The 13,147-nt window shown below is 70.9% G+C and carries 13 protein-coding genes and 3 tRNA genes; 9 read left to right on the top strand and 7 right to left on the bottom strand.

Annotated features, from left to right (window positions below; translation table 11 throughout):
- Nucleotides 1-84: 84 nt before the first annotated feature.
- Nucleotides 85-279, top strand: coding sequence for a DUF3073 domain-containing protein (locus D4739_RS04030; RefSeq protein ID WP_120059369.1), 195 nt, complete (start codon nucleotides 85-87; stop codon nucleotides 277-279).
- Here D4739_RS04030 and D4739_RS04025 read toward each other — a convergent pair.
- Complete coding sequence (locus D4739_RS04025; protein ID WP_238473512.1) at nucleotides 240-1,403, bottom strand: Glu/Leu/Phe/Val dehydrogenase dimerization domain-containing protein; 1,164 nt, start codon at nucleotides 1,401-1,403, stop codon at nucleotides 240-242. The genes D4739_RS04030 and D4739_RS04025 overlap by 40 nt on opposite strands.
- A gap of 152 nt (nucleotides 1,404-1,555) precedes the next feature.
- On the opposite strand from D4739_RS04025, the gene D4739_RS04020 reads away from it, so the two are divergent.
- The gene (locus tag D4739_RS04020) at nucleotides 1,556-1,744 is read left to right on the top strand and encodes a BldC family transcriptional regulator (protein WP_182920310.1); all 189 of its coding nucleotides are present in this window, start codon (nucleotides 1,556-1,558) and stop codon (nucleotides 1,742-1,744) included.
- On the opposite strand, the gene D4739_RS04015 is transcribed toward D4739_RS04020, so the two are convergent.
- Nucleotides 1,681-3,153, bottom strand: coding sequence for a hypothetical protein (locus D4739_RS04015; protein WP_182920309.1), 1,473 nt, complete (start codon nucleotides 3,151-3,153; stop codon nucleotides 1,681-1,683). The two genes, D4739_RS04020 and D4739_RS04015, sit on opposite strands and share 64 nt — an antisense overlap.
- Nucleotides 3,154-3,214: 61 nt before the next feature.
- Between D4739_RS04015 and D4739_RS04010 the strand changes: the two genes are divergently transcribed.
- Complete coding sequence (locus D4739_RS04010) at nucleotides 3,215-3,571, top strand: hypothetical protein (protein WP_238473511.1); 357 nt, start codon at nucleotides 3,215-3,217, stop codon at nucleotides 3,569-3,571.
- Between the two features lie 8 nt (nucleotides 3,572-3,579).
- Entirely contained in the window at nucleotides 3,580-3,987 is a 408-nt protein-coding gene (locus D4739_RS04005) for a hypothetical protein (RefSeq protein ID WP_120059366.1), read from the top strand.
- Here the strand turns inward: D4739_RS04005 and D4739_RS04000 are convergent.
- Nucleotides 3,966-7,415 (bottom strand): SCO7613 C-terminal domain-containing membrane protein, encoded by a 3,450-nt coding sequence (locus tag D4739_RS04000; RefSeq protein WP_120059365.1) that lies wholly within the window; start codon nucleotides 7,413-7,415, stop codon nucleotides 3,966-3,968. The genes D4739_RS04005 and D4739_RS04000 overlap by 22 nt on opposite strands.
- Nucleotides 7,416-7,544: 129 nt before the next feature.
- A tRNA-Phe gene (locus D4739_RS03995) sits at nucleotides 7,545-7,621 on the bottom strand.
- 118 nt (nucleotides 7,622-7,739) lie between these two features.
- On the opposite strand from D4739_RS03995, the gene D4739_RS03990 reads away from it, so the two are divergent.
- The 3 genes from D4739_RS03990 (at nucleotide 7,740) to D4739_RS03980 (ending at nucleotide 8,471) form a co-directional block, all read left to right on the top strand.
- Nucleotides 7,740-7,812 (top strand) — tRNA-Glu (locus tag D4739_RS03990).
- A gap of 79 nt (nucleotides 7,813-7,891) precedes the next feature.
- A tRNA-Asp gene (locus tag D4739_RS03985) sits at nucleotides 7,892-7,965 on the top strand.
- A gap of 152 nt (nucleotides 7,966-8,117) precedes the next feature.
- Complete coding sequence (locus D4739_RS03980; RefSeq protein ID WP_120059364.1) at nucleotides 8,118-8,471, top strand: metallopeptidase family protein; 354 nt, start codon at nucleotides 8,118-8,120, stop codon at nucleotides 8,469-8,471.
- 102 nt (nucleotides 8,472-8,573) lie between these two features.
- Here the strand turns inward: D4739_RS03980 and D4739_RS03975 are convergent, their stop codons facing one another.
- The 3 genes from D4739_RS03975 to D4739_RS03965 are packed head-to-tail and all read right to left on the bottom strand — an operon-like array spanning nucleotide 8,574 to nucleotide 10,251.
- Nucleotides 8,574-8,897 (bottom strand): CrcB family protein, encoded by a 324-nt coding sequence (locus D4739_RS03975; RefSeq protein ID WP_120059363.1) that lies wholly within the window; start codon nucleotides 8,895-8,897, stop codon nucleotides 8,574-8,576.
- Nucleotides 8,894-9,292 (bottom strand): fluoride efflux transporter CrcB, encoded by a 399-nt coding sequence (gene crcB / locus D4739_RS03970; protein WP_182920308.1) that lies wholly within the window; start codon nucleotides 9,290-9,292, stop codon nucleotides 8,894-8,896. The genes D4739_RS03975 and crcB overlap by 4 nt, the downstream gene beginning before the upstream one ends.
- 17 nt (nucleotides 9,293-9,309) lie before the next feature.
- On the bottom strand, nucleotides 9,310-10,251 hold the full coding sequence (locus tag D4739_RS03965) for an ATP-binding protein (protein ID WP_120059361.1): 942 nt from the start codon (nucleotides 10,249-10,251) through the stop codon (nucleotides 9,310-9,312).
- A gap of 184 nt (nucleotides 10,252-10,435) precedes the next feature.
- On the opposite strand from D4739_RS03965, the gene D4739_RS03960 reads away from it, so the two are divergent.
- Both D4739_RS03960 and D4739_RS03955 read left to right on the top strand, forming a co-directional pair.
- On the top strand, nucleotides 10,436-11,878 hold the full coding sequence (locus D4739_RS03960; RefSeq protein WP_120059360.1) for an NAD(P)/FAD-dependent oxidoreductase: 1,443 nt from the start codon (nucleotides 10,436-10,438) through the stop codon (nucleotides 11,876-11,878).
- A 54-nt stretch (nucleotides 11,879-11,932) separates the two neighbouring features.
- Nucleotides 11,933-13,105 carry a YibE/F family protein gene (locus D4739_RS03955; RefSeq protein ID WP_238473510.1) on the top strand — a complete coding sequence of 391 codons (1,173 nt, stop codon included), beginning with the start codon at nucleotides 11,933-11,935 and terminating at the stop codon, nucleotides 13,103-13,105.
- Nucleotides 13,106-13,147: the final 42 nt, after the last annotated feature.

Raw genomic sequence — 13,147 nt, 5'->3', positions numbered from 1 at the left:
GTTGCCCTCACGAGACATCACACCTAGACCGGGTGCGACAGTGATGAGCTGTCGTCCGGCAGACGCGCGAGGGGGTCGGCTCCTATGGGACGCGGCCGAGCCAAGGCAAAGCAGACGAAGGTCGCACGCGACCTGAAGTACCGGACTCACGAGACGGACTTCGGCGCGCTGGCCAATGAGCTGCACACACAGACCGGCAGCAGTCAGCCGACGGTGGCCCCTCCGGCCCCCGAGGACGACTACGACGACTGGTCCGAGTACTCCGACTCGCGCGACTGAGCCCGGCCCTGCCGGGTTGCCCGCGCGCCTCTGGCGTCGCGGATCCGCTGCTCGGCAAGGCGGTCTGCAGCAACTGCGGGAGGCACGCCGTCGAGGCGTGCCCGCTCGATGACCCGTTGGGTCGTCGAGAAGATGCCCGCTGTCCGTAGCCGGGCACGCTCGAAGTCGAAACCAGCGAGCTCGTCGGCGACCTGGATCAGGCCTCCGGAGTTCACGCAGTAGTCGGGCGCGTAGAGGATGCCGCGCGCCTCGAGCTCCTTCTCGATGCCCGGGTGCGCGAGCTGGTTGTTGGCGGCGCCGCACACGAGCTTCGTGCCTCCGTGTGCGAGCGCGGCCACCACGTCGTCATCGAGCGCGCCGCCGAGTGCGCACGGTGCATAGACGTCGATCTGCTCGTTGACCAGCTCACCCGTGCTGCCCGCGACGCGGACCTCGGGGTGCTCGTCGCGCACACGCTCGAGCGCGGGCTCCCAGACGTCGGTGACGACCACGGAGGCACCGTCCTCGATCAGGTGGGTCACCAGGTGGTGCCCGACCTTCCCGACGCCGCTCACGCCCACGGTGCGACCGGCCAGTGTGGGTTCACCCCACAGGGCCTCGGCCGCGGCTCGCATGCCCTCGAACACGCCGTACGCCGTGAGGACGCTGCTGTCGCCCGCGCCGCCGCGCTCGACCGTCCGCCCGGTGACGAAGGAAGACTCCTCCGCCACGATGTCCATGTCGACCGAGTAGGTGCCGACGTCGCACGCGGTCAGGTAGCGCCCGCCGAGCGACTCGACGGCGCGGCCGTAGGCCCGGAGCAGGTCCGGGGTCTTGTCGCGGTGGGGGTCCCCGAGGATCACGGCCTTGCCGCCGCCGAGGTCGAGTCCGGCCAGCGAGGCCTTGTAGGTCATGCCCTTCGACAGCGCCAGGACGTCGGCCACGGCGTCCGCGGTGGCGGCGTACGGATGGAAGCGCGTGCCGCCGAGACTGGGGCCGAGCACGGTCGAGTGGATCGCGATGACGGCCCGCAAACCGCTTGCCGGATCGTGGCAGAAGACCACTTGCTCATGGTCGGGCCAGGTATCGGAAACCGGGGCTGAAATCCCGAAATCGACGGCATCCGGGAGAGTGAACTCGGTCACGGTGGCGACCTTCCTCTTAGGTGTTGCCACGTGGTGTGTGGCAGGGTTTGTCCCGTTTACGGGGTGCGCATGAAGGTGGTGCGGACCCATGACCCAGCGTAGGACTCGGCCCCCGCTGGCGTGAACCGACTCGGAGGACACGAACGATGAACATGGCTGTCGAAGAAGATCCGCTGCTGACGCCGGCGGAAGTTGCGGGTCTGTTCCGCGTGGACCCGAAGACCGTGACCCGCTGGGCACAGGCCGGAAAGATCAGCTCGATCCGGACTCTCGGTGGTCATCGCCGGTTCCGCGAGTCGGAGGTCAAGGCGCTGCTGGAGGCCGCTTCCGAGGAGGAGTGAGCTCCTTCTCCCTCCAGCACGAGCACGTCCCCGTGCGTGCCGTAACCCGGTAGCTCTCCGCCGTACGGCGTGCCGTCGAAGGTGATCATCGACCACGCCTCCTGGGGGGTTTCCCGGTTGCCGGATGGTCCGTTCCGGACGACCATCGGCCACGGGATGTTGCTTCCGTACGACGCGTCGACGGTGCCGATCTCCTGCAGCGTCAGGTCGAAGACCGGATAGCGGTGGCGCCGCGCCGCGTCGTTGTCTGGACCGTCGCTGGCCAGCAGCACCCATCGATCCTCGACCTGTGTGAGCAGGCAGCCTTCGGTGGCGACCCGGTCCTCGAGGCTGCCGATCAGCTCGAGCGGGCCGCTCAGCCCCGCGCGACCCGGGTGGACCGCTCGGGCGAGCGCTGGGCGGAAGTCGAAGAACTTCCGCGCTGCCACGAACGCGACGTGCCAGTGCCCGTCGATCATCGCCAGGTGCGGGTCCCACACCGCGGCCGTGCGCCCGAGCGGGCCGCCGGCTCCGGTGGGCGCGATCGGCGCGGTGAGCTCGCAACCGGTCAGCACGTGCTCCCCGGCCAGCAGGTCCTCGGTGGACTCCGTCAGCGTGATCGCCACGCGCTTGCGGTCGAAGTCGCCCCAGGTGCTCGTGGCCACCAGCCAGCGGTCGTCGTCGCGGACCAGGTGCGTGGCGTGGTCCCCGACCACCCGGCCGTCGCGCTGCCACCAGAGCAGTGACTCCGGGCGCAGGTCGGCCGTGCCGGGTTCCCACGACCAGATGCCCGTCTGCGCTGCGTCGCCGAACCCGGGGCCCGCATGGGTGGCGGTCAGGAACAGGCGGCCCTCGCGCTCGTACGACGTGCCGTCGGCATGCGTGACCAGGTGCAGGTCGCGCAGCCCCAGCTGGCCGAACGTGCCGGCCTTCCACTGCGTCACCGTCGCAGGGGATCGCACGCGTGCGGTGAGCCCGTCGAGGAACGCCGGCCGCTGCGGGTCCAGGCGGGGCGTCAGCGGGACCCGTGCCCGGGCCAGCCACTCCTCGTCCGTGCTTGCGCGTGACCAGGCGCAGAGCCATCGCCCGGTCAGGGTCAGTGCGATCTGTGGGGCGATCTGCGGGGCGATCTGCGGGGCGTGCTCCGGGGCGGCAGGAGCGGCGTCGAGCTGGCCGAGCCGCCTGCTGCGGTGGGTCTCGCGGCGACCTCCGGCCCGGGTGATCTCGACGCTGATCTCGCGGCGCACAGCGTCGTACGCGGTGGAGAGGAGGGTGCCGTCCGTCGCGACGAGGTCGAGGTGGACCGCGGCGGCGCCGGCAGCGGGCGTTGCCTCGATCGCGACGTACGGCGCGCGGAAGCTGCCGGTCCGCTCGTCGCGCACGAGAGCGACCGGGCGGAACCGGTGGGCGGGCACGAAGCGAGGGAACACGGTGCGACCCTAGTGCGCCCCGGGAGGCGTGACGCGGCAATCGTCGGCGATGATGTCGCCCGTGAGCACGCTCGACATGATCAGCTGGATCGCGATCGGATACGGCGCCCTGGTGGTGTTCCTCGCGGTCTTCTCCGCGTGGCGCTGGCGGGCACGGCCGCCGTGGCTCGCATCGACCGTCTGGATGCTGGAGTTCCTGGTCGGCATCCGCGCCCTCGGCGGCGTCGGGGAGCTGCTCGGCGGTGACCGGCCGGCCTCGATGACGACCTACGTCGGCTACCTGATCACCTCGGTCGCCCTGCTGCCGATCGCGCTCCAGGCGGTCGACGACGACGAGTCCGTGTGGTCGGTCTGGGTGATCGCGATTGCCGCAGTCGCCGTCAGTGTCGTCGGCTGGCGCCTGACGGTGACCCAGTGAGTGACCCCATGAGTGACCCCGTGGGTGAGCGCCGGTCCGGACCGCACACGCTGCTGCTGACCGTCTACGCGATCTTCACGCTCTCGGCTGCCGCGCGCAGCGGAGTCCAGATCGCCCGGGACTTCGACGCTGCCCCGGCGGCGTACTCGCTGTCGGTGGTCGCCGCGGTGACCTACGCGCTCGGATGGGTGGCGATCCGTCGCGCGGCGGCGGGGCGGCTCGGGTTCGCTTCGGTGATGCTCTGGATCGAGCTCGCGGGTGTCCTCGGGGTCGGCACGCTCAGTTTGGTCCGGCCGGGGTGGTTCCCCGAGGCGTCGGTGTGGTCCGGGTTCGGTGTCGGCTATGGGTTCGTCCCCGCGGTGCTGCCGGTCCTCGGCCTGCTGTGGCTGCAGCGTCAGCGCAGGCCGCGCACGTAGTCAGCTGCGCGGCGTACGTCGGCGAGGCGGCGCTCCCAGGTGAGGCCGACGAAGGTGAGGACGACGCCTGCGAGCCCGATCAGCGCCCACTGGGGGAGCACGGAGGCGTGGGTGGCCTGCCGCAGGACGAGTACGGCGATGGCGCCGCCGCCGGCGAGCAACGGCGCTGCCCAGCGTTGCCGGATGCCCACGCCGATCAGCACCAGGGAACCGACGCCGAGCAGCACGGCCCGCAGGCCCAGCGGCTCCACGAGCACCTGCAGCAGCGTCGGGACCACGGCCAGGCCGAGTCCTGCACCCTGGGTCCGCAGGCTGCTCCGGTCGCCGGTGAGCAGCGCTCGGGTGCCGACGACGAGGAGCACGACCGCGAGCGGGAGCGTGTAGGCCTCGACCGTGTCGACGCCGATCTCCTCGAGCCGCAGCCACTGGGCCAGTGAGAACAGCGCGAGACCGGCCCAGGCGAGGCGGCGACGGCTCTCGTGGAGGAGTGAGGAGGCGGTCGTCGCGACGCCGCCCAGGGTCAGGTACAGCGCGAGCCAGGTCTGGTCGGGACCGAGCGGGCCGGTGAGGCTGGCCATGGCGGCGAGGGCTGCGGCTGCTGCGGACGGGATCTCCCGCTCGGGTTCTGCCCGCCACACGGCGAGGGCACCGAGCACGACGACGACCGGGATCGCACGTGCCAGAGCGGGGACATCGGTGAGACCGGTGCCTACCCAGAGCAGTCCGGCGCCGGCGAGGGGAGCGAGCATGCGGCCGGCGCGGGCGAGGTCCTCGTCGTCGCGCAGCTCGTGCAGGACGCAGGTGGCAGTGAGCGTCGCCAGGAGGCCGAGCTGCAGCCAGGGGTGCTCGACCGCGACGACGGCAGCAACCGCGAACAGGCCGATCCCGCCCCAGGCCAGCGGTGTGCGATCGCGGTGCATCAGGGCAGAGGCGGTGCAGGTGATCGCCGCGAGCGCGAGGTAGCAGGCCAGGGCGTCCGTGGCGATCGTGGTCGGCCCGAACGTGGCGGCGAGGACCGCAAGGGTGGCGGCGATGCCGGCGGCGCTGTCCCGGTCGTAGGACGGCCAGCGGAGCACCACGGCACCCATCGCCAGCACCACCGGGAGCGCCGTCCACGGGCGGTCGACGCCGAGGCCCTGTTCCACGGCGAGCTGCGTGACGGTCCAGAGCAGACCGCCGCCCGCCAGGGGCGCAGTGATCCGGGCGATCTGCCAGACGGGCAGGGCGCCGCCCACGCGGCGTACGTCGAGGGCGAGGGCGAAGCCCGTGAACAGGGCGAGGACCAGCGTTGCGGTGAGCCGGTCGGGCCAGGCGGCCAGCACGGCGAGCGGGAAGACGGCGAGGGCGGCCAACCCCGCCAGGTCGCGCGAGCGGAGGAGGGAGATGGTGCCTGCGACGGCCGCGATCGCGGCCAGGTGGGCCGCGAGCAGGCGCTGGTCGCCGGTCGCGTCGGCCTCGAAGAGGGGTGCCGCCGAGGCTAGGGTCGCGGCCAGGCCGGCGCCGAAGCCGGAGGCCTCGTGCCCGTCAGCGGGACGGAGCAGGGCCAGGGCGGCGAGTACGACGATGACGGGCGTCGCGCGCCACTCGAGTGGCTGCTCCGACAGGGAGGCGACGGACCAGACGAGGGCGGCCGCCGCGAGAGGGAGCGACCAGCGGCCCACCTCGCGGAATGTCTCCGGACCCCGGAGCTCAGCTGCGACGAGGGCGGCGACGAGCACGGCCAGCACCGCAACAGTCGTGCCGTCGTCCACCAGTGCGGCGCCGAGGGCGAGGATCCCGGTGACGCAGGCGATCGACCAGCAGACGATGCGCTCGACCGATTCGGTGCTCCGGAGAGCGAGTGCGACCAGGGCCGCGGTGCCCGCGACGAGGGTGGCGGCCACTGCAGCGAGAGGGACGCCGTGCAGTACGGGAGCGATGGCTGCCGCGGCGACCGTGGCCGCGATGCCCGGGAGGAGGAGGCGGGTGGGCGCCACGTCGACGCAGCGGAGCAGGGTCGAGCCGGCGAAGACGGCGGCCGCGACCGTGAGCGGCAGCACGAACGCCCAGGCCTCCGCGAGGTCACCGTGATCCGCGACGGTGCGGGTCGTGCCGGTCCACAGACCGTGGTCGAGCACCCGGGTCATGGCGAAGCCGGCAACGCCGGTGGCCGCGAGTCCGAGGTACCCGCCGGCGAGTGCGGTCGGGACCGCGGTCACCCAGGTCCAGGGAAGCGCCAGGCGCCAGGCCGCGGCGGCGTGCACCGCGACGAGGCCGGCGAGCGCCAGGGCGACTGCGTGACCGGAGGCGTCGGTGACGGGCCCGACCGGGATCGTCGAGAGCAGCAGGACCGCGCTCGCGGCGCCCGCGACGCGCGCCGGCAACGGGAGTGGGGGCGCGGTGGCTGCTGCGCCTGCGACGGCAGCGGCGAGCAGGAGCGGCCAGATCCGGAAGCCGTCACCGAGCTCGGCCCACGAGGGGTGCTCGATCAGCCGGCCGAGCCCGGTCAGGGCCAGGACCAGCCAGGAGACTCCGGCAAGTCCTGCGATGCCGATCGCGCTGATCCGGAGACGTGCTGTGGCGGTGAGGGCCGCGGCGACTCCGCTCGCGGCGAGCGCTGAAGTCGCCCACACTGCCGTGGCGGTCCAGTCGTCGCCGACGACACCGCCCAGTCCGGCGTCCACCGCGAGAAGTCCGAGGACGGCGGCGATCTCGGCGCTCACGAGCTTCGGCTCCCGGGTACGCCGCGCGGCGACTGCTCCGGCGACCGAAACTGCTGCGATGACCGTGCCGGCCAGGACCGCGAACCCGGCCTCGCCCAGGTCACCGAACCAGCCGGACGTCCGCGCACCAGCGAGGTCGAGGAGCAGCAGGCCGAGGGCCACGACCGTCAGCGACTCGGCGCCTGCCCGCAGCCCGTTGCGCGCGCTCCAGCCAGCGAGGCCGGTCGCGATCAGTGTGAACGCGACGAGGACCAGGGTGCGTCCGGCGACGCCGAGGTCCTGCCAGGCCACGACGAGGAAGACCAGTGCCGCGACGACCAGGCAGAGTGCCCCCAGGCCCAGCAGGATCTTCGGCACGGTCAGGCCGCTCAGGATCGTGCGGGGTGCCCCTGCGCGGGGGACCGACGACCGGAAGGGCGGCAGCGGCGGGACCGGAGGGATCTCCCCGGTGGGGGTCGCGTCGGGAGCGGTGAAGGCAGCGATCACTTGTGGGGCGGCAGCGGCGGGCTGGAGCGCCGGCTCTGCCTGGGGCGCGACGACAGGCGCGACGACTGGCGCGACGTCGTGCAGCCGGTCGACGAGCTCGTCCACCCTCTGCAGCGCCAGGAACACGTCGTACGCCGCGGTCGTGGTGAGGTCGGCCTCGCACGACGCGCAGCTCCTCGAGAGCGGCGGCAGCGTGGCGCGGCAGCGGGGGCAGGCCGTGCGGTCGGCGTACTGGAACATGACCCCATCGTGGGGCCGCTGGCTCCCGCGCGTGAGGGGATTCCTACTCAGATGTCCGCGGCAGCGTCTGGAAGTTCGGCTGAGCCAAAACACAGACAGCCGCAGGTCCGGGGACCTGCGGCTGTCGGGTGGTGGCCAGGGGCGGGGTCGAACCGCCGACCTACCGATTTTCAGTCGGTCGCTCGTACCAACTGAGCTACCTGGCCGGGCCGTCGGAAACCATACCGCAGAGGTGCGGTCTCCATGAAAACGGCCCATTTGGGGCTCTCGTGGACCTGCCCCTATGCTGGTCCGGCTCCGGTTCGGTCCGCTGGGACGGAGCAGGCCCCCATCGTCTAGTGGCCTAGGACGTCGCCCTTTCACGGCGGTAGCACGGGTTCGAATCCCGTTGGGGGTGCTCTCTGGTTCGTCGCCGACCTCGATTGGGAAGTCGGGGCAAAGATGGGTTAGAGTTCCACCGCTTCGCAAGAAGAACTGGCCCCGTAGCGCAGTTGGTTAGCGCGCCGCCCTGTCACGGCGGAGGCCGCGGGTTCGAGTCCCGTCGGGGTCGCAGATGAGCGCCCGGATCCACTGGATCCGGGCGCTCGTGCATTTCCCGTCGACACGGCGCAACCTCGACGTCGACACGGCGCAACTTCGACGTCGACACGGCGCAACCTCGACGTCGACACGGCGCAAGGTTGGCACGGATACCGTTGCGGCGTGCCGATCGAGATGACCCCCGAGCGATTCGACGCCCTGGTCGATGAGGCGCTCGACGGGATCCCGCAGGAGCTGGCCTCGCTGGTCCACAACGTCGTGGTCCTGGTCGAAGCGCAAGCGCCGGCTGACGATCCGGACCTCCTCGGCCTGTACGACGGTGTCGCGCTCACCGATCGCAGCCTCCAGGACTCCTTCGAGCTGCCCGACCGGATCTTCGTCTTCCGTGACAATCTGCTGGACATGTGCGACTCCGAGCAAGAGGTCGCTGACGAGGTCCGGATCACCGTCGTCCACGAGATCGCGCACCACTTTGGCATCGACGATGATCGGCTCCACGACCTCGGCTGGGGATAACTAGCAACCTTGCGACGTCTCGACTACGAAGTTGCGCCGTGTCGACGTCAACCTTGCGACGTGTCGACGTCAACCTTGCGACGTGTCGACGGGTGGGGAGGGTCAGGCGGCGGCGTAGCCAGCGCAGGCGGCGGCGAGGGCCGCGAGCGCCGTGCCGACGGCGTACGTCGTGCCGGCGAGGCGGCCGAGTTCCACGCTCTTCACGGCGAGCGCGGAGTACGTCGTGAACGCGCCGCAGAACCCGGTGCCCAGAAGCGCTGCCTCGTGCCCGGAAAGCGACATGCCGCTGAACAGGCCGAGGAGGAACGAGCCGGCGATGTTCACGAGGAACGTGCCGAGCGGGTATCGCCCGTCGAGATAGTGGCCCGCGAGGAAGCGCAGTGGCGCGCCGACGCCTGCGCCCAGCGCAACGAGCAGCGCGGTCATTCGTTGCCCTCCTCAGCCTCGAACTCGGCCTGATCTGCGCGCGTCGACCAGTGGTGGGCCAGCCGGACCGCGAGCACGCAGGCGATCAGGGTGCCCGCCAGATAGGCGAGCGCCTCACCCTGCCGACCGGAAGCCAGGAGGGCCCGCCCCTGCTCGGCGTACGTCGACAGCGTGGTGTAGCCGCCGAGGACGCCGGTGCCGAGGAAGACGGGCAACGCCGGGTGCTGGCGCACCCACCCAGCTGCGGGGAGCAGTGCCAGCATGAAGCAGCCGGTCACGTTGATCGCGAGGGTGGTCCAGGGAAACCCCGACGAGTCCGGGACGACCTCTCCGAGTGACCAGCGCAGGAGCGCGCCGATCATGCCTCCGAGCGAGGCTGCGGCGAGCAGCGACACCGGAGGGAGCGACCGCCTCACGGACGTCCGGGGGCGAAGCGCGGGACAGCAGAGTTGCGCGGGCGCGCGCTCCATGACTCGGGCAGCTCGCCCGCTGCCTGGCGGACGAACTCGCCGAGGAACCAGCGCTGGAACGCCTTCTGCTCTGCAGGCGTTGCCAGTGACAGCAGCCGCTCGGAGCGGCAGAACGCATCGGCCAGCTCCAGCATGTCGATCATCCGCGCGGAGTTGCTGGCCGTGGTGGTGGTGACCAGGAGCTCGACGTCGACCTGCTCGTCGCCGTCCTCGAGCGCGATGTCGAGGTCGGCCATGCCCTGCGCCCGGCTCAGGTCGTCATCGAAGGCGCGGAACGCCGAGGAGAGGCTCGTGGCCAGTGGGTATGCGTCGCCATGGGCCAGGGCCAGGAGCCGCAGCTCGCGACGGAGCTCCTGGTAGTGGCGCTGGAAGTCGGCATAGATCTGCGTCGGCAGCTCGAGGAGTACGACGCGTTGACCCTCGGTCACCATGCGTCGGGACTCGATGGCGTCGGGCTCGAACAGATCTCCCTCGACCTCGGGCTGCTCGGCTATCTGGGCGGCTGGCTCGAACCAGACCACCTTGCCGGTGCGCTGGATCTCGGCGCCCCACGCGGTCGCGCACATCGCCACCAGGCCGAGGCCGCGGCCAATGGTCGAGAGCAGCTCGTCGTCCTCGGTCATGCGGAGGTTGGGTGCCGGTGGCTGGTGCGATCCGTCGAAGACCTCGACGCGCGGGTGCTCGCGGGTGCCGCGCATGCGCACGTGGATCGGCGGACGCGCATGGATGAGGGCGTTGGCGACCAGCTCCGCAGTGCCCATCTCGGCGGCCTCGAGGAGGTCTTCGCGACCGATCGCACGGCATGCGGTCGCAACCCAGCGACGCGCATCCATGACGGAGCGCAGGCCGGATTGGAGGGCCATGGCTTCCTGGTTGAGCGGCACTGACGGCAACCTCTTCGGGAGGGGGTCCGGGTGGGCGAGCGGGTGTGGGACATCTCATGGTCCCATACCCGACATCTCGGACCATGACACTGCATCGGCGGGGTGGTGGACGGTATAGGGGCTGGTGATGGCAGGCTATGACCGCAAGCGCCCTCGGGGAGGGAACGCCACGAAAGGCCAACGGATGACAGACAGCGGCAAGCGCCACCAGGTAGTGGTCATCGGATCGGGTTTCGGTGGCCTGTTCGCCACCAAGGGACTCAAGCGGTCCGATGTTGATGTGACGATGGTCGCCAAGACCACGCACCACCTTTTCCAGCCGCTGCTCTACCAGGTGGCGACGGGCATCCTGGCTCCTGGCGAGATCGCGCCCGCGACGCGCGACGTGCTGTCGAGCCAGAAGAACGCCCGCGTGATCCTCGGTGAGGTCTCGGAGATCGACCTGGCCAACAAGACGGTCACCTCCAACATCCAGCGCCGGCAGACCGTCACGCCGTACGACTCCCTGATCGTCGCCGCAGGCGCCGGGCAGTCGTACTTCGGCAACGACCACTTCGCCGAGTTCGCGCCGGGCATGAAGAGCATCGATGACGCTCTCGAGCTCCGTGGTCGCATCTTCGGTGCCTTCGAGCTGGCCGAGCTGGCCGAGACGGAGGAGGAGATCGAGCGTTTCCTGACCTTCGTCGTCATCGGTGCCGGCCCGACCGGTGTCGAGATGGCAGGCCAGATCGCCGAGCTCGCCCACCGCACGCTGCGTCACGACTTCCGTCGCATCGACACCCGCAAGGCGCGCGTGATCCTCCTCGACGCCGCTCCGCAGGTGCTGCCGCCGTTCGGCGCCAAGCTCGGTGCCGTGACCAAGAAGTCGCTGGAGAAGCGCGGCGTCGAGGTCATCCTCGGCGGCATGGTGACCGACCTGAACGAGCGCGGCCTGACCGTGCAGTTCAAGGACGCTCCCACGCAGGAGATCCTCTCGGCGTGCAAGGTGTGGGCTGCTGGCGTCCAGGCCAACCCGCTGACCAAGACACTTGCCGAGCAGACCGGCGCCCCGCTCGACCGCGCCGGCCGCATCGGCGTCAACCCGGACCTCACCCTGCCGGGCCACCCGGAGGTCTTCGTCGTCGGCGACATGATCAGCCTCGACAACCTCCCGGGCGTCGCCCAGGTCGCGCTCCAGGGCGGCAAGTACGCCGCGAAGGCGATCGACCACAGCCTCGCCGGCAAGCCCGCGCTGCCGCCGTTCAAGTACTTCGACAAGGGCTCGATGGCCACCATCTCGCGCTTCAGCGCCGTGGTGAAGATCGGCAAGTTCACGCTCAGCGGCGTGATCGCCTGGTTCATGTGGCTGGCCGTCCACCTGGCCTACATGACCGGCTACCGCAACCGGGTCTACGCGCTCGGCCACTGGCTGACCAGCTTCCTCGGCCGCGGCCGCTCGGAGCGCGTCACCACGGAGCAGCAGATCTTCGCGCGCCGGGCGATCAAGAGGCTCGAGGGCGGCACCGCCGCCGTGGCCTCGTCGCCGGACGACTGGAACCAGGTCCGGGCCTCGCTCGAGGAGCAGGCGCTCCTCGAGGCCGAGCTCACCGACAAGGGCAAGCGCGGCGTCCACCAGGACGCTCGCTGACCAGTGGGCGCTCACCACTCGCACGGCCACGGAGGCCACGGACACGACGTGTCCGTGGCCTCCGTGGCTACCGCGACAGTGCCGCGCCGGGCGCTGCTGATCGCGCTCGCAGTGACCTTCGCGGCCACGGTGGTCGGACTGTTCGTCCTCTGGCCCGAAGGTCCGCGCCCGACCTCGGAGTACGCCGCCGATGGCGTGACCTTCCCGCACGCCGAGGTGCTCTCGCTCGGACCGAGCTGTCCGGTCACCACTGACGGTTCGGCTCCGCGGGTGGAGGGCTGCGGCAAGGTGACCGTGGAGCTCGCCGGTGGCGAGCAGGTCACCGTGGGGGTCCCGCCGGGCGTCCCCGACTCCGGGCTCCGCAAGGGTGACACCGTCGAGCTGCTCCGGATCCCCGGAGAGCCAGGCGGCGATCCGATCTATGCCTGGTCCGGCACGCTACGCGGCCACTCGCTGGCCGTCCTCGCGGTGGCATTCGTCCTCGTGGTCGGCCTGGTCGCCGGGCTCCGCGGCCTGCTCGCGATCCTCGGCCTCGGCTTCGCCGGAGCCGTGATCTGGTGGTTCATGCTGCCCGCGCTGCTCGCTGGCTCCCCGGCTCCGGCGGTGGCACTCGTCGCCTCGAGCACGATCATGATCGTGGTGCTGTACCTCGCCCATGGCCTGACCATGCGCACCAGTGCTGCCCTCGGCGGCACCATGATCGGCGTACTCATCACCGCCGGCATCGGCTGGTGGGCCGTCGGCGCGAGCCGCCTGGGCGGAGTCGCCGACGAGGCGGGGGAGATCCTCCGGACCCAGGCGCCGCAGCTCGACTTCCGCGGCCTGTTGATCGCCGCGATCATCATCGCCGGGCTGGGTGTGCTGAACGATGTCACGATCACGCAGAGCTCAGCGGTCTGGGAGCTCCGAGCGGTGAGCCCCGATGCGACCCGGCGCGAGCTCTACACGAGTGCCATGCGCATCGGACGCGACCACATCGCCTCCACCATCTACACCATCGTCTTCGCGTACGCCGGCACGGCGCTGGTCATCCTCATCCTCGTGTCGCTCTACGACCGGACGCTCCTGGAACGGCTCGTCGACGAGGGCTTCGGCGAGGAGATCGTGCGCACGCTCGCGTCCGCGATCGGCTTGGTGCTCGCTGTTCCGGTGACGACGGCGATTGCTGTGGCCGTTGTCCAGAGTCCACGCCGCGACCGTCCTGAAGGACGCCGGATCCGCCGCTGAGCCACGGACGCATCCCGAACACCGGGGCGTCGTGCCCGCGGT

Origin of the sequence: Nocardioides cavernaquae, from assembly GCF_003600895.1 — a bacterium.
Taxonomy (GTDB): Bacteria; Actinomycetota; Actinomycetes; order Propionibacteriales; family Nocardioidaceae; genus Nocardioides; species Nocardioides cavernaquae.
This window is presented reverse-complemented; position numbering and strand designations above follow the sequence as displayed.